The organism is Piscinibacter sp. XHJ-5 (genome assembly GCF_029855045.1).
Lineage (GTDB): Bacteria > Pseudomonadota > Gammaproteobacteria > Burkholderiales > Burkholderiaceae_C > Albitalea.
This window is the reverse complement of sequence record NZ_CP123228.1, coordinates 4,754,020-4,773,883: the sequence shown is the minus strand read 5'-3', so window position 1 is coordinate 4,773,883 and position 19,864 is coordinate 4,754,020. Positions and strand designations below refer to the sequence as shown.

General features: G+C 66.0%; 15 protein-coding genes. 13 read left to right on the top strand and 2 right to left on the bottom strand.

Going from position 1 to position 19,864, the window contains the following annotated elements; translation table 11 throughout:
- Nucleotides 1–43: 43 nt before the first annotated feature.
- Nucleotides 44–3,475 (bottom strand): ATP-binding protein, encoded by a 3,432-nt coding sequence (locus tag P7V53_RS22500; protein ID WP_280151746.1) that lies wholly within the window; start codon nt 3,473–3,475, stop codon nt 44–46.
- 235 nt (nt 3,476–3,710) lie between these two features.
- On the opposite strand from P7V53_RS22500, the gene urtA reads away from it, so the two are divergent.
- The 12 genes from urtA to P7V53_RS22440 all read left to right on the top strand — a co-directional run bounded on the left by urtA (nt 3,711) and on the right by P7V53_RS22440 (nt 16,932).
- Nucleotides 3,711–4,961, top strand: coding sequence for an urea ABC transporter substrate-binding protein (gene urtA, locus P7V53_RS22495; RefSeq protein WP_280151745.1), 1,251 nt, complete (start codon nt 3,711–3,713; stop codon nt 4,959–4,961).
- 85 nt (nt 4,962–5,046) lie between these two features.
- Complete coding sequence (urtB, locus tag P7V53_RS22490) at nt 5,047–5,961, top strand: urea ABC transporter permease subunit UrtB (protein WP_280151744.1); 915 nt, start codon at nt 5,047–5,049, stop codon at nt 5,959–5,961.
- A gap of 40 nt (nt 5,962–6,001) precedes the next feature.
- Nucleotides 6,002–7,219 (top strand): urea ABC transporter permease subunit UrtC, encoded by a 1,218-nt coding sequence (urtC, locus tag P7V53_RS22485; protein ID WP_280151743.1) that lies wholly within the window; start codon nt 6,002–6,004, stop codon nt 7,217–7,219.
- A 12-nt stretch (nt 7,220–7,231) separates the two neighbouring features.
- Nucleotides 7,232–7,975 carry an urea ABC transporter ATP-binding protein UrtD gene (urtD, locus tag P7V53_RS22480; protein WP_280151742.1) on the top strand — a complete coding sequence of 248 codons (744 nt, stop codon included), beginning with the start codon at nt 7,232–7,234 and terminating at the stop codon, nt 7,973–7,975.
- Nucleotides 7,976–8,001: 26 nt separating this feature from the next.
- Entirely contained in the window at nt 8,002–8,691 is a 690-nt protein-coding gene (gene urtE / locus P7V53_RS22475; protein WP_280151741.1) for an urea ABC transporter ATP-binding subunit UrtE, read from the top strand.
- Between the two features lie 43 nt (nt 8,692–8,734).
- A complete protein-coding gene (gene fmdA, locus P7V53_RS22470) occupies nt 8,735–9,967 on the top strand; it encodes a formamidase (protein ID WP_280151740.1) in 1,233 nt (410 codons plus the stop codon).
- A 9-nt stretch (nt 9,968–9,976) separates the two neighbouring features.
- On the top strand, nt 9,977–10,333 hold the full coding sequence (locus P7V53_RS22465) for a zinc ribbon domain-containing protein (protein WP_280151739.1): 357 nt from the start codon (nt 9,977–9,979) through the stop codon (nt 10,331–10,333).
- Nucleotides 10,334–10,541: 208 nt separating this feature from the next.
- Complete coding sequence (locus P7V53_RS22460) at nt 10,542–11,582, top strand: aliphatic amidase (protein WP_280151738.1); 1,041 nt, start codon at nt 10,542–10,544, stop codon at nt 11,580–11,582.
- 528 nt (nt 11,583–12,110) lie between these two features.
- A complete protein-coding gene (locus tag P7V53_RS22455; protein ID WP_280151737.1) occupies nt 12,111–13,085 on the top strand; it encodes an ABC transporter ATP-binding protein in 975 nt (324 codons plus the stop codon).
- The gene (locus P7V53_RS22450) at nt 13,082–13,864 is read left to right on the top strand and encodes an ABC transporter permease (RefSeq protein WP_280151736.1); all 783 of its coding nucleotides are present in this window, start codon (nt 13,082–13,084) and stop codon (nt 13,862–13,864) included. Before P7V53_RS22455 ends, P7V53_RS22450 begins: the two co-directional genes overlap by 4 nt.
- Before the next feature lie 157 nt (nt 13,865–14,021).
- On the top strand, nt 14,022–15,155 hold the full coding sequence (locus P7V53_RS22445; protein ID WP_280151735.1) for a hypothetical protein: 1,134 nt from the start codon (nt 14,022–14,024) through the stop codon (nt 15,153–15,155).
- Nucleotides 15,156–15,351: 196 nt separating this feature from the next.
- Nucleotides 15,352–16,932, top strand: a complete 1,581-nt coding sequence (locus P7V53_RS22440) for a hypothetical protein (protein WP_280151734.1) — start codon at nt 15,352–15,354, stop codon at nt 16,930–16,932.
- Nucleotides 16,933–17,112: 180 nt separating this feature from the next.
- Here the strand turns inward: P7V53_RS22440 and P7V53_RS22435 are convergent, their stop codons facing one another.
- Nucleotides 17,113–18,507 carry a hypothetical protein gene (locus P7V53_RS22435; RefSeq protein ID WP_280151733.1) on the bottom strand — a complete coding sequence of 465 codons (1,395 nt, stop codon included), beginning with the start codon at nt 18,505–18,507 and terminating at the stop codon, nt 17,113–17,115.
- A 431-nt stretch (nt 18,508–18,938) separates the two neighbouring features.
- Between P7V53_RS22435 and P7V53_RS22430 the strand changes: the two genes are divergently transcribed.
- Nucleotides 18,939–19,628: a hypothetical protein gene (locus tag P7V53_RS22430; RefSeq protein WP_280151732.1), complete on the top strand. Its 690-nt coding sequence runs from the start codon at nt 18,939–18,941 to the stop codon at nt 19,626–19,628.
- Nucleotides 19,629–19,864 lie beyond the last annotated feature (236 nt).

The following is a 19,864-nucleotide window of genomic DNA, read 5'->3' as shown; positions in this document are numbered from 1 at the left end:
TCGCGTCGCGCTCGGACGGTCGCGTCGGGGTCGGCCCTGCGGCTCATGCGGCTGCCTCGGTCGCGTCGTCGGCGCGCTGCAGCTCGTTCGCCAGATACTCGATCAGCTCGCCCCACGCGAAGCGCGTGGCCAGTGCGCGCATCCCCGCGACGTGCGGTTCGAGCGCGCTGTCCTCTTCGACGAGTGCGTCGAGCGCACGCTGTACTCCGCGTGCGTGGCCGAGATGCGCCAGCTGCATCAGGGCCTGCAGGTGCGGGGTCGGGATGACCGCGAGCGCTTTCACCGGTAGTTCGGTCGGAAGCGGTGTCCAGCCGGACACGGCCAGCTCGGCGACCCATTCGAGCTCCAGGTGGCGCTGCAGCACGGCCAGAAGCTCCGACTCGATCACCGGCTTGTCGACGAAGCCCTGGCAGCCGCTCGCCGCGATGCGGTCGCTCTGGTTCTCGAACGCGTTGGCAGACACCATGATCACCGGCAGGTCGTGGAAACCGTGCGCGCGCAGTTGGCGCAGCGTCTCCCAGCCGTCCATGTCGTCCATCGAGATGTCGAGCAGCACGGCATCGGGGCGCCTGTCGCGCACGCTCTCCAGGCACTCGCGCCCGCTGGCCGCCTCGAGCACCCGGAAGCCGAGCGGCAGGAGCATGCCGGCGAGCATCTGGCGCTGGGTCGGATGGTCGTCCACGACGAGCAGGTTGCGGCGCGCCCCGATGTAGCCGCTGACCGGCCGATGGCGCGGCGTGCGCGCCCGCCCTGGCTCGGCGGTCTCGCTGAGGTAGAGGCGCACGGTGAACGTGCTGCCTTCTCCCGGCGAGCTGCGCACGGTCATCTCGCCGCCCATCAGCTGCGTCAGCAGCCGCGTGATCGTCAGGCCGAGCCCCGTCCCGGGCTCGCCGTTTCGACGACCGGCGCTGCCCCGCTCGAACGGCAGGAAGATGCGCTCGAGGTCCTGGGAGGCAATGCCGATGCCCGTGTCGATCACGTGGAAACGTGCCACCTCGCGCGTGTGATCGAGCAGAAGCGTCACGCTGCCGCTGTCGGTGAAGCGCACGGCGTTGGCGAGCAGGTTGATCAGAATCTGCCGCAGGCGGCGCGCATCCGCACGCACGTAGGTCGGCACGCGGCCCTGCGTGCGCAGCTCGAACGCGAGTCCCTTGGCCGTCGCCTGCGGTGCCACCATGCGGACCACGTCGTCGAGGAAGTCGCGCATCGGCAGCGGTGCGATGTCGAGCCGCAGCTTCCCGGCCTCGATGCGCGCCAGGTCGAGCAGCCCGTCGATCAGGCCGTGCAGGTGTTCCCCGCTGTGATGGATGGTGTCGACCGCGGCACGCCGCGAGCCCTGGATCTGCTCGTCCTTCAGCAGGATTTGGGCGTAGCCGAGGATGCCGTTGAGGGGCGTGCGCAGCTCGTGCGTCATGCCGGTCACGTAGCGCGTCTTCGCCTGGTTCGCCGCCTCGGCCAGGTCCTTGGCCGCCTGCAGCGCGCTGTCGGTGCGCTTGTGCGCTTCGATCTCGCGCATCAGCAGCTCGTTCTGCCGGCTCGACTCGTCCTCCGCCATGCGCCGGCTTTCGCTGCCGAGCACCATCCACCACGCGCCGACCGCCGCGCACAGCGACAGCAGGGCGAAGGCCTTCAGCAATGGCGCGCGCAGGAGCTCGCGCTCTGCGCCGTGCAACGCGGCGTGCTGCTCGTAGACGACCCCGAGGATTGCGGCGAACAACGCGATCAGCGACAGCACGGCGACCAGGTAGTGGGCGACCCGGAAATTCACGCGGCTGCTGACCGCCTCGGGCAGCACCGAGGTCAGCGCGGTGCGCACCTGCTCGGCGGCGCGCGAGCTGGTCTTGCAGCGATCGTGGCAGCGCGATTCGAGGGTGCAGCACAGCGAGCAGATCGGCGCGTCGTAGGCCGGGCAATGCGCCATGTCTTCCGACTCGAACTCGTTCGTGCACACCGAGCACTTGACCAGTTCTCCCGGCTTCCATGGTGCGAGGTTCGGGCGCGCCTCGTAGAAGCGGCCTTTCGTCCACCAGGCGAGCAGAGGCGAGATCGCCATCGACGTCAGCAGCGCGATGAAGGGCGCGAATGCGCGCGCCGCCGCGCCCAGCGCGCCGGCGTAGGCGGCCATGCCGAGTCCGGCAGCGACGAGCATCGCGCCGAGGCCGACCGGATTGATGTCGTACAGGTGTGCGCGCTTGAACTCGATGTGCTTCGGGCTCCAGCCGAGCGGCTTGTTGATGACCAGGTCCGCGACCAGCGCGCCGACCCACGCGATCGCGACGTTGCTGTAGAGCCCGAGAACGCCTTCCAGCGCCTCGAACACGCCCAGCGTCATCAGCAGAACCGCGATCAGCACGTTGAACACCAGCCACACCACGCGGCCCGGGTGGCTGTGCGTGAGCCGGGCGAAGAAGTTCGACCAGGCGAGCGAGCCGGCGTAGGCGTTTGTGAGGTTGATCTTGATCTGCGACACCACGACGAACAGCGTTGTCGCGCCGAGCACCCAGGCGGGCGAATCGAACAGGTAGCCGAAGCCGGCGAGGTACATCTGCGTCGGCTCGATCGCGTTGTCGACCGGGATCTCGTGCTGCAGCGCAAGGAAGGCGAGAAACGCGCCGCCGAGCATCTTCAGCATGCCCGGCACGATCCAGCCGGGCCCGGCCACCAGCACGGCCGTCCACCAGCCCACGCGGTTCGCCGTCGTCTTCTCGGGCAGGAAGCGCAGGTAGTCGACCTGCTCGCCGATCTGCACGACGAGCGAGAACGCGACCGTCGCGGCGGCACCGAACATCAGCGCGTCGAAGCCGTTGCTGTGCGACACGCCGCCCACGAGCGTCGTGAAGTCGCTGAACGCGTCGGGCTTCTTGATCAGCACCGCGAGGTACGGCAGCACGAAGAGGATCATCCACACAGGCTGCGTCCACCACTGCAGACGCTGGATCAGCGTGATCCCGTGCATCACGAGCGGCACTACGCCGAGCGACGCGACCAGATAGCAGACCGAAAGCGGCCAGCCGAAGTACATCTGCAGCGCGAGCGCGAGGATGGCCGCCTCGAGCGCGAAGAAGATGAACGTGAAGCTCGCGTAGATCAGCGAGGTGATCGTCGATCCGAGGTAGCCGAAGCCGGCACCGCGGGTCAGCAGATCCATGTCGACGCCGTACTTCGCGGCGTAGTAGCTGATCGGCAGCCCGGTCAGGAAGGTGACAAGGCCCACCACGAGGATGGCCCACAGCGCGTTCGTGAAGCCGTAGCTGAGCGCTATCGCGCCGCCGATCGCCTCGAGCGCGAGGAACGAGGTGGCGCCGAACGCTGTGTTCGCGACACGCCATTCGCTCCACTTGCGAAAGCTGCGCGGCGTGTAGCGCAGCGCATAGTCTTCCATCGACTCGTTCGCGACCCAGGAGTTGTAGTCGCGGCGGATGTGGAAGATCTTCTGCGGCTTCAAGAGCGGCGTCTTCAGCGGCTGGCTGACCACGTGGGCACGATCATGGGGCGCGCGACGGCGCGAAATCCAGGGCGTTGCAAGAACCGATCCCGGTTTGCGCGCAAGGCTCGCCGACGCCGGTGGCGCGCGTCGCTACGTTGATTGACGTATTCGCCGCACGCACGCCCCCACGCACCATTTCTTCAGCCCGACGAAGCGCGGTCCTCTGCGGAGGCGGCGCGGCTCGGTTCGACGCTTGACCATTTCATCCGGAGAGAACCACACCATGTCTCGCGACAACGATCCGCAATCGCCCGATACGAGCCGCCGTCGACTGCTGCAGGGTGCCGCTGCGGTGCCCCTGCTCGGTGCTGCGAACTTCTCGTTCGGCCAATCCACCGGCTCGGTCAACACGACGAAGTTGGCGATCACGGACACCGAAGTCACGGTGGGCCAGCTGCACTCGTCGACGGGCACGATGGCGATCTCCGAAACAGGCTCGATCCAGGCCGAGCAGCTCGCGATCGACCAGATCAACGCGATGGGCGGCGTGCTCGGTCGCAAGATAAAGGTGATCAAGGAAGACGGCGCATCCGACTGGCCGACGTTTGCGGAGAAGGCCAAGAAGCTGCTGATCAACGACCACTGCGCCGCGGTGTTCGGCTGCTGGACCTCCGCCTCGCGCAAGGCGGTGCTGCCGGTGTTCGAGAAGGAGAACGGGCTGCTGTACTACCCGACCTTCTACGAAGGCCTGGAGCAGTCGAAGAACGTCTTCTACACCGGGCAGGAAGCGACCCAGCAGATCCTCTACAGCCTCGAGTGGGCGAAGGACCAGAAGAAGGCCAAGACCTTCTTCCTGATCGGCTCGGACTACATCTGGCCGCGCACCTCGATGAAGATCGCGCGCAAGCACATCGAGAACTTCCAGAAGGGCAAGGTCGTCGGCGAGGAGTACTACCCGCTGGGCAGCACGAACTTCGGCTCGCTGATGAACAAGATCAAGGTGCAGAAGCCCGACTGCATCTACGCGGCGGTGGTCGGCGGCTCGAACGTTGCCTTCTACAAGGCGCTGAAGGCTGCGGGCATCACCGGCGACAAGCAGCTGCTCGTGACGCTGTCCGTCACCGAGGACGAGATGACCGGCGTCGGCGGCGAGAACTTCGCCGGCTTCTTCTCGTCGATGAAGTACTTCCAGTCGCTGGACAACGAGAACAACAAGAAGTTCGTCGCCGCGTTCAAGGGCAAGTACGGCAAGGACGCCGTGATCGGCGACGTGACGCAGGCCGGCTACCTCGGTCCGTGGCTCTGGAAGGCCGCCGTCGAACGCGCGAAGAGCTTCGACGTCGACAAGATCGTCGCCGCCTCGCCGGGCATCGAACTGAAGGAAGCGCCCGAAGGCTACGTGAAGCTCGACGCGAACCACCACCTGTGGAGCAAGTCGCGCATCGCGATGGGCATGCCCGACGCCACGTTCAAGGTCGTGTCCGAGTCGCCGCAGCTGATCAAGCCCGATCCGTTCCCGGCCGGCTACCAGTAAGCCCCCGTCCCCGTCCGTTGTCGTCACCGGCGCCTCTTGCGGGGCGCGCGGGGCGCCCCTTGCCGACCGCCTCCGGAGCGTTGCGATGAGTCTTTCCGAAATGCTGAACATCGGCCTGATGCAGGGCTTCGCCGGGCTCAGCCTGTTCGCGGTGCTGCTGCTGATGGGCCTGGGGCTCGCGATCATCTTCGGACAAATGGGCGTCATCAACATGGCGCACGGCGAGTTCATGACGATCGGCGCCTACACCATCTACCTCGGCTCGACGCTCGCCGAGAAACACGCACCCGGCCTGGTGCCGTACTACTTCCCGATCGCGATCGTGCTCGCGTTCGTGTTCGCGTTCATCGGCGGCTGGATCGTCGAGTGGGCGATGATCCGCCACCTCTACAAGCGCCCGCTCGACACGCTGCTCGCGACGTGGGGCATCAGCCTCGCGCTGCAGCAGACCTTCCGCAGCTTCATCGGCCCGAAGGAGGTGAGCCCGACGCTGCCCGACTGGCTGCTCGGCTCCTGGGCGCCGCACCCGGGTCTCGACATCCCGATCAACGGCCTGTTCGTGCTTGCGCTGACGACCGTCGTCACCGGCGGCCTGCTGATCGCGCTGAACAAGAGCCGCTGGGGCCTGCGGGTACGCGCCACGGTGAGCAACCGCGTGATGGCCAACGCGATCGGCATCGACACCAAGCGCACCGACCGGCTCACCTTCGCGATCGGCTGCGGCGTCGCCGGCATCGCGGGCGCCGCGTTCACGACGATCGGCTCGACCGGACCGACGTCCGGCTCGCTCTACATCGTCGACTCCTTCCTTGTCGTCACCTTCGGGGGCGCGGCGAGCCTGCTGGGCACCGTCGTCTCGGCGTTCGGCATCGCGCAGACGCAGTCGATCACCGAATTCTTCATGGCCGGCTCGATGGCCAAGGTGCTGACGCTCTCGCTGATCGTGCTGATCCTGATGGTGCGGCCGCAGGGGCTGTTCGCGAGCAAGGTGCGGCGATGAACGGCCCGACCCCTTCGATAGCCATCCGGAGCAGCCTTCCATGAATCTCGTCCAAGCCTGGCTCAAGCGTTACCAGCTCGGCAGCGTGTTGCTGCTGGCGATCCTGCTCACGGTCGTGTTGCCGCTGGCGCTCGACATCTTCCGCCTGAACCTGATCGGCAAGTACCTCACCTACGCGTTCGCCGCGATCGGCCTCGTGATGGTGTGGGGCTACGGCGGGGTGCTGAGCCTCGGCCAGGGCGTGTTCTTCGGGCTCGGCGGCTACGCGATGGCGATGTTCCTGAAGCTCGAGGCGTCCGATCCGGTCAGCACGAAGATCCAGTCGACCCCCGGCATTCCCGACTTCATGGACTGGAACCAGCTCACCGCGCTGCCGGCGTTCTGGGTACCGTTCAAGCACTTCCCGCTCGCGCTGATCGCGGTGGTGGCGGTGCCGACGCTGCTCGCCTGGATCATCAGCTACGCGATGTTCAAGCGCCGTGTCGGCGGCGTGTACTTCGCGATCATCACGCAGGCGGTCGCGCTGATCCTCACGGTGCTGATCATCGGCCAGCAGGGCTACACGGGCGGCGTCAACGGCATGACCGACCTGAAGACGCTGCTCGGCTGGGACACGCGCACCGACCACGCCAAGTACGTTCTCTACTACGTCTGCGTCGCGCTGCTGATCGGCAGCATCCTCCTGTGCCGCTGGATCCAGACCGGCAAGGCCGGCACGTTGCTGCTCGCGATGCGCGACAAGGAAGACCGGGTGCGCTTTTCCGGCTACGACGTCGCGAACTTCAAGGTCTTCACGTTCTGCCTCGCGGCGGCGCTCTCGGGCATCGGCGGCGCACTGTTCTCGCTGCAGGTGGGCTTCATGTCGCCGAGCTTCGTCGGCATCGTGCCGTCGATCGAGATGGTGATCTTCGCGGCGGTCGGCGGGCGCATGAGCCTGGTCGGCGCCGTGTACGGCACCTTGCTCGTCAACGCCGGCAAGACGTACTTCTCGGAGAGCTTCCCGGATCTGTGGCTGTTCCTGATGGCCGCGCTGTTCATCGGCGTCACGATGGCCTTTCCGATGGGCCTGGCCGGCGTGTGGGAACACCACGTGGTGCCGCGCTGGAAGCGCTGGCGCGAGCGTTCGACTGCTGCGCCCGCCGCGCCCTCGGCGAGCGCGATCCCGAGCCAAGTCGAGCCGCTGGTCAGAACCGCGCGCGCGCCCGGCGCTTCCCCCGACACCCCGCTGCCCGGCGGCGTCAGCGGCCAGCGGGCCTGAAGGGGCACGACGATGAGCAACACCGACTTTGCACTCGCCGTCGAGGACCTGACCGTCTCGTTTGACGGCTTCAAGGCGATCGACGCGTTGACGCTGTACATCGACAAGAACGAGCTGCGCGTGATCATCGGGCCGAACGGCGCCGGCAAGACGACGCTGCTCGACCTGATCTGCGGCAAGACCAAGGCGAGCGCCGGCAGCATCAAGTTCAAGAACACCGAGCTCACGCGCATGGCCGAGCACCAGCGCGTGCGCCTGGGCATCGGCCGCAAGTTCCAGACGCCGTCGATCTACGAGAACCTGAGCGTGTTCCAGAACCTCGAGGTCTCGTTCCCGTCGGGCCGCTCGGTGCTGGGCGCGCTCGCGTTCAAGTGCACCGACGAAGTGCGTTCGCGGGTGCGGGTCATCGCCGAGGACATCGGCCTGATCGACAAGCTCGACACCGAGGCGGGCCTGCTCAGCCACGGCCAGAAGCAGTGGCTCGAGATCGGGATGCTGCTGATGCAGGAGCCTGAGCTGCTGATGCTCGACGAGCCGATCGCGGGCATGAGCGCCCGCGAGCGCGAGCTTACCGCCGAGCTGCTGCAACGTATCTGCAAGGGCCGCTCGGTGATCGTGATCGAACACGACATGGACTTCGTCAAGAAGATCGCCCACAAGGTCACCGTGATGCACCAGGGGAAGATCCTCGCCGAGGGGCCGATGGAACGCGTACAGGCCGATCCGAAGGTGATTGACGTCTACCTCGGCCACTGAAACGCGCACCAACCGGAGACCTCCACATGCTCAAAGTCAACGACCTGTTCGTCGCGTACGGCCAGAGCGAGGCGCTGCACGGCATCTCGTTCGAGGTGGCGAAGAACGAGACCGTCGCGGTCATGGGCCGCAACGGCATGGGCAAGACCACGCTGTTCAAGAGCCTGATGGGCGTGCTGCCACTCAAGAGCGGGCACATCGAAGTGGCCGGCAACGACGTCTCGAAGGACGAGAGCTTTCGACGCGTCGCCAAGGGCATCGCCTACGTGCCGCAGGGCCGCATGATCTTCCCGACGCTGACCGTCGAGGAGAACATCCAGACCGGCCTCGAGAACTCGAAGACGCGGCGCATTCCCGACGAGATCTACGCGTTGTTCCCGGTGCTGTTCGACATGAAGCGCCGCAAGGGCGGCAACCTCTCGGGTGGTCAGCAGCAGCAGCTCGCGATCGCCCGAGCGCTCGTCACCGAGCCCAAGGTGCTGTTGCTCGACGAGCCCACCGAAGGCATCCAGCCTTCGATCATCAAGGACATCGCGAAGGCGCTCAACGAGATCCGCAAGCTGCGCGAGATCACGATCGTCGTCTCCGAGCAGGTGCTGAGCTTCGCGATGGACGTGGCCGACCGCCTCTTCGTCATCGAAGGCGGCCGGCTCGTGCACGAGACCACGCGCGCCGACACCGACGTGGGCCGCATCAGGCAGTACCTCTCCGTCTGACTCCTTCCCTTGTTTCCACGCTTCCACCCGAGGAGATAGCGACATGCCCGAAACCCTGATCAAGGTCGACCTGAGCAAGCCTGCGCCCAGCAACGAGATGGTGCACAACCGCTGGCACCCCGACATCCCGATGGCCTGCTGGGTGAAGCCGGGCGACGAATTCGTGCTCGAGACCTACGACTGGACTGGCGGCTACATCAAGAACAACGACAGCGCCGACGACGTGCGAGACATCGACCTGTCGACCGTGCACTACCTCAGCGGCCCGGTCGGCGTGAAGGGCGCGGAGCCGGGCGACCTGCTCGTCGTCGACCTGCTCGACATTGGCGCCAAGCCCGACAGCCTGTGGGGCTTCAATGGCTTCTTCAGCAAGAAGAACGGCGGCGGCTTCCTTACCGACCACTTTCCGCAGGCCCAGAAGTCGATCTGGGACTTCCACGGCATGTTCACCAGTTCGCGTCACGTGCCCGGCGTGAACTTCGCGGGGCTCATCCACCCTGGGCTCATCGGCTGCCTGCCCGACAAGCCCATGCTCGACATGTGGAACAAGCGCGAGATCGACTTCATCGCGACCGACTCGACGCGCGTGCCCGGCCTCGCGAACCCGCCGTTCGCGCCGACCGCCCATCTGGGCAAGCTCAAGGGCGACGCCGCGGCGAAGGTCGCCTCCGAAGGCGCGCGTACGGTGCCGCCGCGCGAACACGGCGGCAACTGCGACATCAAGGATCTCTCGCGCGGGTCGAAGATCTTCTTCCCGGTGTACGTCGACGGCGCCGGCCTCTCGGTGGGCGACCTGCACTTCAGCCAGGGCGACGGCGAGATCACCTTCTGCGGCGCGATCGAGATGGCCGGCTGGGTGCACATGCGCGTGAGCCTGATCAAGGGCGGCATGGCGAAGTACGGCATCAGGAACCCCATCTTCAAGCCCAGTCCGATCACGCCGACCTACAACGACTACCTGATCTTCGAAGGGATCTCGGTCGACGAACAGGGCAGGCAGTACTACCTCGACGTGCACATCGCCTACCGCCAGGCCTGCCTCAACGCGATCGAGTACCTGAAGAAGTTCGGCTACTCGGGGGCGCAGGCCTACTCGATCCTCGGCACGGCGCCGGTGCAGGGCCACATCAGCGGCGTGGTTGACGTCCCGAACGCATGCGCCACCCTGTGGCTGCCGACGCAGATCTTCGACTTCGACATCAACCCGAGCGCGGCCGGCCCGGTGAAACACATCGACGGCAAGATCGACATGCCGCTGTCGCCCGATCTCGCCTGAGGCTGCGCGATGCCGACCTACGACTACGCCTGTGCCGCCTGCGGTGAATTCGACGCGCTGCGTTCGATCGCCGCACGCAACGACCCGGCACCGTGCCCGCGCTGCGCGACCCCGTCGGCGCGCATCCACGGCAGCGCGCCGGCGCTGGCGTGCATGGACGGCAACACCCGCAGCGCGATCGAGGTGAACGAACGTGCCACGCACGAGCCGCGCCGTTCGGGCGACGGCGCCGGCGCCTACGGGCGCATGCGCCACCCGAGCGGCTGCGGCTGCTGCTCGTCGCCGAAGGGGCGCGGCGCGACCGTCCGCGGGGCCAACGGCAGCAAGGCGTTCCCGAGCAAGCGGCCCTGGATGATCAGCCACTGAACCGGATCGGCAGCCGCCGCCGAAGAGCGACTCAGCGCGGGTCTCGAGCATGACGTCGCGCAGGCGCACCAGCGCGTCGGTCGGCATGGTCGCGTCGCGCGCCCGATTGTTGGGCAGGCTCGGTACCCTACGTCAATCAACGTATTCGCCGCGCCGTAACCCCTTCGCAGAATGCTCCGATCACTGCTTCATCGATCGGGAGACCCGCATGCACCACGGCGACATTTCGAGCAGCAAGGACACGGTCGGCGTCGCCGTCGTGAACTACAGGATGCCGCGGCTGCACACGAAGGCCGAGGTGATCGCGAACGCGAAGAACATCGCGCGCATGGTCGAATCCATGAAGCTCGGTCTGCCGGGCATGGACCTCGTGGTCTTCCCCGAGTACAGCACGCACGGCATCATGTACGACGCCAAGGAGATGTACGACAACGCCGCAACCGTCCCCGGCGAAGAGACCGAGATCTTCGCCGCCGCGTGCCGCAAGGCCAAGGTGTGGGGCGTGTTCTCGCTCACCGGCGAGCGCCACGAGGAGCACCCGAACAAGGCGCCCTACAACACGCTGATCCTGATGAACGATCAGGGCGAGATCGTCCAAAAGTACCGCAAGATCATGCCGTGGGTGCCGATCGAGGGCTGGTATCCGGGCAACCGCACCTATGTGAGCGACGGGCCCAAGGGCCTGAAGATCAGCCTCATCATCTGCGACGACGGCAACTACCCGGAGATCTGGCGCGACTGCGCGATGAAGGGCGCCGAGCTCATCATCCGCTGCCAGGGCTACATGTACCCCGCGAAGGAGCAGCAGATCCTGATCTCCAAGGCGATGGCCTTCGCCAACAACACCTACGTGGCGGTCGCCAACGCATCGGGCTTCGACGGCGTGTACTCGTACTTCGGCCACAGCGCGCTCATCGGCTTCGACGGGCGCACGCTGGGCGAGTGCGGCGAGGAGGAGATGGGCATTCAGTACGCGGCGCTGTCCAAGAGCCTGATCCGCGACTTCCGCCGCAACGGCCAGAGCGAGAACCACCTGTTCAAGCTGCTGCACCGCGGCTACACCGGGCTGATCAACTCGCGCGAGGGCGATCAGGGCATGGCCGCGTGCCCGTATGAGTTCTACGGTCAGTGGGTGAACGACCCTGAAGGCACGCGCAGGCGCGTCGAGGCGATCACGCGCGAGACCGTCGGCACGGACGAGGCGCCGATCCAAGGCATCCCGAACGCGGCCACGCTGGCGCACCGCTGATGGCCGATGCGCCAAAGGCACGCCGCCTCGACGCCCGCCGCACGTCGGCGGGTATACGACGCTGCAGGCCAGCGTTTGGACTGGTCACTGCTCCAGCGTGGTATCACTGCCGCGCTGAAGGGCATGCGCAAGTCCGGATAGTCGCCGCTGTCATGGAACCCGCCATTCAAGCGCGCGCCTCTCGTGCGGCCCAGTGACGGCTTGGCGCTGGTCAGCGTGAGTACGCCTGCCGGAGGCCACCGCCCGCAACCGCTGCGGGCGAGCCCTCCGACGGCAAAGGCGGACTGAAGAGGGTCTTCCCGGCTTCAGCCGACCACCATCACGAGCACCGCAGGCGTGTGAAGTCCGTCGCCTCGCGACAAGAGATTGCCGACCGCTACGGAATCTGCGACGACCTGGCGACGGCACTCCTCGAAAGACTCGGTGACGGATCAACGTGCGTCAGCGGCCGGAAGAGTTCCATCCGCGTGCAAACAAGGTCATGGACTTGCCCTACCATGCGCGCCTTTCCAAGAAGGACGCCCGCCCATGCCGACTTCTCCCGACAGCGCTCACGCGGTCTCCATCACCCGCCTCTCGAAGACATACGCCAGCGGTTTCAAGGCGCTCAAGCGCGTGGACCTCGACATTCGCCGCGGGGAGATCTTCGCGCTGCTCGGCCCCAACGGCGCAGGCAAGACCACGCTGATCTCCATCGTCTGCGGCATCGTCACCGCCAGCGGTGGCGAAGTGAGGGTGGCCGGGCACGACATCGTGCGTGACTACCGCATCACCCGCAGCAAGATCGGCCTTGTACCTCAGGAGCTCGCGACAGACGCCTTCGAGAGCGTTTGGGCGACGGTCAGCTTCAGTCGCGGCCTCTTCGGCCGGCCGCCGGACCCCGCGCACGTGGAGAAAGTGTTGCGCGCCCTGTCGCTCTGGGACAAGCGACACGAAAAGATCATGGCGCTGTCGGGCGGCATGAAGCGCAGGGTGATGATCGCGAAGGCGCTGTCGCACGAGCCGGAGATCCTCTTCCTCGACGAGCCCACGGCCGGCGTGGACGTGGAGCTGCGCCGCGACATGTGGGAGATGGTGCGCCGGCTGCGCGAGGGCGGCGTCACCATCATCCTCACCACCCACTACATCGACGAAGCTGAGGAAATGGCCGACCGCGTGGGCGTGATCAGCAAGGGTGAGCTCATCCTTGTGGAGGAGAAGGCCACGCTGATGAAGAAGCTCGGCAAGAAGCAGCTCACCATCGAGTTGGACCATCCGCTGTTGGAGGTGCCGGCAGAGCTCGCGTCGTGGAACCTCCTGCTCAAGCCGGGCGGCCATACGCTGCAGCGAGAGTTCGACGCCGGCGATGCCGGTGCCGGCGTGGCCCCTCTGCTGCGCCGTCTGGGCGAACTTGGCATTGGCTTCAAGGACGTGAACACGCAGCAGAGTTCGCTGGAGGAGATCTTCGTGAGCCTGGTTCATGACACATCGCGCGACGAGCGCCAGCAGGGCGCCGCCGCATGAGCACCGCCATCGCTGCTTTCAATCGCTACGGGGTGTGGGCCATCTACCGCTTCGAGATGGCCCGCTTCCTGCGTACCGTGGGACAGAGCCTCGTTACGCCGGTCATCACCACCTCGCTGTACTTCGTGGTTTTCGGCGCAGCCATCGGCGAGCGCATGCAGAAGGTCAACGGTGTGGAGTACGGCGCCTTCATCGTGCCTGGGCTGATCATGCTGTCCGTCTTCACGCAGAGCCTGTCGAACGCGTCGTTCGGCATCTACTTCCCTCGCTTCACCGGCACCATCTACGAGCTGCTGTCGGCGCCCATCTCCTCGTTGGAGATGGTGATCGCCTACGTGGGCGCGGCGGCCACCAAGTCGATCGTGCTCGGCCTCGTGATTCTGCTCACGGCGGCCTTGTTCGTGCCGCTGCACATCGCGCACCCGGCATGGATGGTGGTTTTCCTGCTGCTGACGTGCGTCACCTTCAGCCTCTTCGGTTTCATCATCGGCATCTGGGCAAAGGGCTTCGAGCAGTTGCAGCTGATCCCGATGCTCGTGATCACGCCGCTCACCTTCCTGGGCGGTGCGTTCTACTCCATCGACATGCTGCCACCGCTGTGGCGCACGGTGACGCTTTTCAATCCGGTGGTCTACCTGATCGACGGCTTCCGCTGGACCTTCGTGGACACCGCCGATGTGGGTGTGGGCTGGAGCCTGGGTGCCACCATCCTGCTCCTCATTGCGTGTGTGGCAGTGGTGAGCTGGATGGTGCGCACCGGGTACCGGCTGAAGAACTAACCGAATCTTTCGCCGGCCGACAGGCGAGGCAAGACTGACTGTTGCCGCTCGAGCTCGGGCACTGAACGACCGCTGAGTGCTGAAAGCAGACGCACTACCATCAGGCGAAACAGCGTCAATGCGCCGTTGCGGCCGCTCCGAGGTCGCAGGAGCCCGTATGAATGACGAAGACTCGGAAGATGAATGGGCCGCGGAGGCAGCAGAAGAAGCGGCCGACACAGAGCGCAAGAAGGAACCCCCGCCGGCGATCGGCAATGAGGAGTTCCTGGCCTGGCGTTCGCCGCGTGTGGTGACCGGGGGTCCGGTTCGTCTCGACAACCCGCTCTGGCATTGGCTCGTCCGAACGCGTCATTCCGGCTACAGCGCGAACGCCGTGATGCAAGGTCCTTCGTCGTCCCATGCCGGACCCGTGTGGTGCTTCGATCGCTTCGGCAAGAGTGAGACGACGCTGCAGGATGGACGGGTCGTGCACGTCGGCGGCGAGCACGAGGACTACTACGATGCAGACTTCCACATCTACAACGATGTCGTCGTCATTGATCGCGATGGTTCCATTGCGATCAACGGCTATTCACCGGACGTCTTTCCCCCTACCGACTTTCACAGCGCCACGCTGGTAGGCGGCGCCATCTTCATCATTGGTTGCCTCGGGTATCGACATCAACGAACGGTTGGATCGACTCCCGTCTTCCGGCTCCAAACCGACACGATGATCATCGGGCCTGTCGCAACGAGCGGTGAGGCACCGGGATGGATCCATGGGCACATGGCGCAACTGGCAGAGGACGGAGGGACCATCGTGGTGCGCGGCGGCGAGCTGTGGCTCGGGAATGAGCGCACCATGCAAGAGAACATCGATGCCTGGTCGCTGAATACCGCTACGGGCGTGTGGACACGATTGACGACGCTGGATTGGCAGCGTTGGACGATGGTCAGAAAGGACCGTAGGCGCAATCGCCTGTGGGACACGCGGCAAGAGCGCTGGAATCACGACCATCCATCTCTGAGCCTCCAGAGCCACTGGAAGCACGCCGAAGCACCGGACTTCGATGCACTCGACGCGTTGTACCGACTGGAGCCCGCGGCGACCGCGCCAGAGCAAGGCGCTGAGCACAACGTCTTCCTGACCCAGGTCGACGGACTCACAGTGAGGTTCAAGGAAGACGCATGGTCTGTGCAAGCCATGGTCGAAGGGCGGTTGTCCGACATGCGCCTCGGAGAGCTTCAGCGTGCAACCGTGGCCACTCTGGAAAAGTTGGACGCCAGTGAGTGGGAGATTGAGCCCGGTTGAGTTCGCCAGAAGGGAGACGTTGAACGTCGGCGACGGCCCGGCATGGCCGACTCCCGCACGGAACCGCATGGAGGTTCGGCTGCGCCGCGGGGCCTGAGGTTCCACTGATCGACAATTCGGCGATCAGGAGATAGAGGGAGAAACCTGTGGAGTGGTTGAAGCGCCTGCTCGGGCGTGCGGCGCCCCGTCGGCGCCGATGATGGTGAACGGAATTCCCGCGCCGTGGGCCGATGACCGGCCCAGTCTGTTCGGCTACCTTGTGAGCTTCCCGCTGGAGCCTGATGGGAGCCTGCCGCAAGCTGCGTCATCGCTTCCCGACGAGGATGTGCTGGTCAGCCGCAGCGGCTCGAAGCTGCGCTGGGCCGCCGGCGCCCTGGACGGCGTGTTCGGCCGCCACGTGCAAGCCTCCGAGGCGACGTCCTTGGACAAGGCGCTGCACATGCTCGAAGCCACATCACACACGCCCACGCCGGAGCATGTGAAGGACTTCTACGACCTCGTGAACGAAGGCGATGTGCTGAGCCTGGCCGATCCACTGCTGGACGCCGTGCGCACCTCGAGGACACTGGATGCCTCGAGGCTTCATGCCTTCGCGCAGTGGCTGGCGCGCGAGAGCCCCGATCGTGCGCCAGTCAAGATGGGCATCGCCCTGCTCGGACTGTTCCGCCCACCGCAGGACACCGAGCTGCTCCTGCGGCTGGGCTTGCATGACGAGTTCACGCTGTATGCCGCCGTTGCGCTCGGCAACTCCTTGGCGCAGCCAGAGCGGGAGGAAGCGCTGTGGTCCCTGGCTCGTCGCGTGGACGGCTGGGGCCGCATCCATCTCGTGGAACGTCTGGCCGGATCGACCCGGCCCGACCTCAAGGCCTGGTTGCTGCGGGAGGGGTACAAGAACTCGGTCATGCACGAGTACCTCGCTCATGCGTGCGCGACCGGCGGCGGGCTCTTGCCGGCGCTGCAGGCCGACGCCGTCGACGCACCCTTGCTCGATGGCGCTGGGGAGCTGATCCAGGCCCTGCTGCGCGGCGGCCCGGCCGAGGACATCAGCGACTATGACGATGGCGCGCAGGTGGTGCAGCACTACCTCGCGCACGCGGCCACGCGCGCTGCGCCGCCGCTGACCAGCTACCTCGCCGTCTCAGACATCGCCGAGTCCGTGGATAGCGCCGACCGGACCTGGGCGCCACTGGAAGCCAAGGGATGGACGCCCGAGCATCGACGGCGCGTGCGCGACGCGGCCGCGTCGATCCTGTCCGCGCCGCATTGGCCAGGCATGGCGCTCGCGGCGCTGGATGAGGACGATCGGGCCGCATTCTGGGTGGCCAGCACGGCCGCGCAACGCATGGGGATGGACACGTGGGAAACGCACTTCGCACGGCAGCGCGACGGCCGGGGCGAACACTGGTTCGACTTGATGCGCACGGGCGATCCTGCGCGCGTGGAGCGGGTCATCGCGCTGGCCGAGGCGCAGATCGACTTGCGCGCGATCGCCACCGGCCCATCCGATGCGCCGGGGCTAGGGCCGGAGTACCGGCAGCACATGGCACTGGACTTCATCCTGCAGTCGCTCGGGGAGTTCCCGGGCCAGGGTTGGCCGCTGGTCGCGGCGGGCTTGCGCAGTCCGGTCATCCGCAACCGCAACATGGCGCTGCGTGCGCTGGCGGCCTGGGACCGCGTGCATTGGCCCGACGGCGCGCTCGCGCTGCTGTCGCAAGCGGAGCGCGAGGAGCCCGATGACGACATTCGTGCGCGCATGGCGCAGTTGCTGGCAGCTTAGATCGTCGGCTTCACGAAGGTCGCGGCGCAAGCCAGGACCGCTTCTGGGCGCAAGAGCGCCTCGAGGGACGGCAGGTCATCCCACAGCGGGTACCTCACCCTTTGATGAGCGAGGTTTGGCACCCGCCGCCACGCCGCATCCCCATTGCGACACACACTCGCTTGCCGTCGATGAGGGGCGCTACAGCCCAAAGACGGCGGAGACGATCGCGGCCGCCAGAGGGCCCAGCGCGGCGAGCACGTTGAAGGCACGCTGGAGGGTGCTTCGATTGAGTTCTGGTTCGCCGTCGAGCGGCAGCGTGGCGGGATCGCGGGCGGATTCGCCGCCTTTGCTTCGATCGCGCGAATCCTTGTCGGCGCTTTGCCGCTGGGGCGGGGTGCGCTCCCCGGGCGTGGGCGAGGTGCGCGCCAGGAGGTCGACCAACTCCTGCTGAGCCAGCGCCACCGGCAGGTACATGGCTGCAAGCAACGCACTGAAGACCGCCCCGAACATGATCCCGACCGAGCGCGTGAACTTGCGCAGGTCGTCAACGGTGGCCGCCATGGGAAGCTGCTGCTCGACGTCGCCGCAGATCTTCTTGACGGCTTCAGAAGGTGCAGAGCCGGCAGCCGCTGACTGCATTGCCTTGCAGAGATCGGCCTGGACCTTCAGTTCGGCGCTCGATTGGAACGGCGCGAAAGACCAGGACAGCGTGGCCACGACCTCCAGCAGTCCAGCGATGAGGGCCGCCGCGCCCGCGTACAGGGCGTAGTCCATCAGCGCCTGGATCGAGTGCGCGTCCCTGGCAACCGACAACCGCGTGGCGCCGAAGGCACGTACCGCCGCCCTTGACGATCCTTCCTGCAGCGGGGCCGGGGTCGCCTGCGTCGCCGCGTGGACGCCCCACCGCAGTAGACAGAAGCTGGTCGCCGCAACGACGACTACCGCGATGGCCACTACGTTGAGGCCATCGGTCGTGGGCCCGAGATAGCCCAGCCCGTTGCGGTTCCAGGTGCTGCAGAGCATGAGCGCCGACGTTTCGGAGCCGAAGGCTGGCAACAAGTCGAGTGCGCCGAGCAGCAGCAGGCTCACCACCGGCACAAGCGCGAGCGGCAGGAGCCGGTACAGGATCGATGTCGTCTGGCGGCATGCTGTGGCCCAATAGACCCGGGCACCGACCCAGCAGACCGCGATCGAACCCAGAAGGACCGCACAGAACGTGGCGGCCCAGACGCCTCTCGCTGCCATCTCTGCAGGGTGATTCAGCGGAGCGGGTCGCGGGTTCAGGAAGGCGATGAGGTCGGGGTTGAACTTCCGGTAGAAGCCGGAGGCGAAGTAGGCCGCGAGCAGAGCTCCAAACACGGCGAGGGTCCAGCAGGCGGGTGCCAGGCAGTGGAGTGCTCCCGCGTAAGGACGCACGTCCGCCCTGGACACCACGGTCAGGCGCTTCGTCTGATGGCGAAGGAGCGCCAGGCAAGCGGCCAGGACCAGAACGATCAGGACGCCCGCTGCGGCGCGGCCGATGTTGGACGGACCGAGACCGAGCCATGCCAGCCACCCGGACAACTCCAATCTCGCTGAACAGTTGATGTCCATGTTCCCTCCCGGTTGCTCTGGTTCGTATCAGGGCCCCACGCTCAAACTACCAGAGCCACTCACCGTACGGCAAGCGCGCCGGCGGGAAGACCCGGCGGCGCGACGGACCGCGCCAGACTGGTCTGCGACATTCGACGTTCAACGTTCGAATGACGGTGCTCACCGCAAGCCGTCGGTGAGCCGCTCTCGCGGCGGACGACCGACCAAGCTCAAAACCGGTGGTCCGACCGCTTATCCAGGCGGTGAGCTGAAGGCTCTGCTTGCAGCGTCCGCAATATGAGGTGACGAACTGGCGCTGCGAGTCGCTTGCTGACGGCCCGCCCTGCTCGACACTGAATCAAAACCAAGACGCCGTTGATGTGAAAGGCAGGCCAATGGCTTGATGAGCGCAAGATTGCAACCACGCCGGGAGACCTTGTGAGGAGAGACTCATGGGCTTTCTATCCCACGTTGTTCGCCGCCGCATGTTCGCCGCGCTCTTGCTTACCGCTGGCGCAGCGGCTCACGCCCAACTTGCCGACGGACATTTCAGGCTCCTTCGCACGGGAGGCGATCTGACGGATCCGAGTATCCTCGGACAGGTGGTGATCGAGGGCCCCAGTCCCATTCCCGACGGTACCTACGAATGGTTCTATGACCGGCCCGGCGCGGCAAGAGCGCCGGATGGGACGCCGATCACCGCGGCGCAGGCAGCGGGCGCCTTCGTCAACATCGGACACGCTCGCGTCGACCCTTCGCCCGGAGCGCCGTTCAATGGCATGACGTTCGCTGCCTCGGTACGCGACAACCGCCTGGTTAACTTGAGCCTGTGTGCCAATGTGGTTGATCAACGGACATTCGCTGCCGGAGGCCAACCGCTCTACGCCGTCTACGCCACGTTGTGCGTTCAGGCCGACCACTACAGCTATTCCGAGACATTGATCGCGTTGTCTCCGGACAGCCCGTTTCAGACCGGATCGCTCGGGTCATTGGGTCTGGTCCTCTACGGCATTCCCGAGCCGGCTACCTTCGAACTTTTCCTGGCCGGGGTGGCATTCGTGGTGGCTTTGCGCGTGAAGCACAGGGCCGCTCGCTGCGGGGCTCACACATGGCCGTGGCAGCAGCGGGCACTCAATCCGTAGACGCCGCATCTGTCGCTCGGGTGCGTTCCCTGCCGCTGTGAGCTGTCGGTCGCGTTTGTGCAGTTAAGGCAGGAAAAGACTGGACTCGGTCACTCGCGTTTGGGAACTGAGCGGCAGCAACCTACGAAACCTGTCGTTGGCGTGCCGCCCGGGCGAGTGACCGGTGTACCTTGGAACTTGCCCTTCGCCAACGTCGTCAAGGAAATCCTTGCCCGACGGCCGCGGTCGCGCGGTCG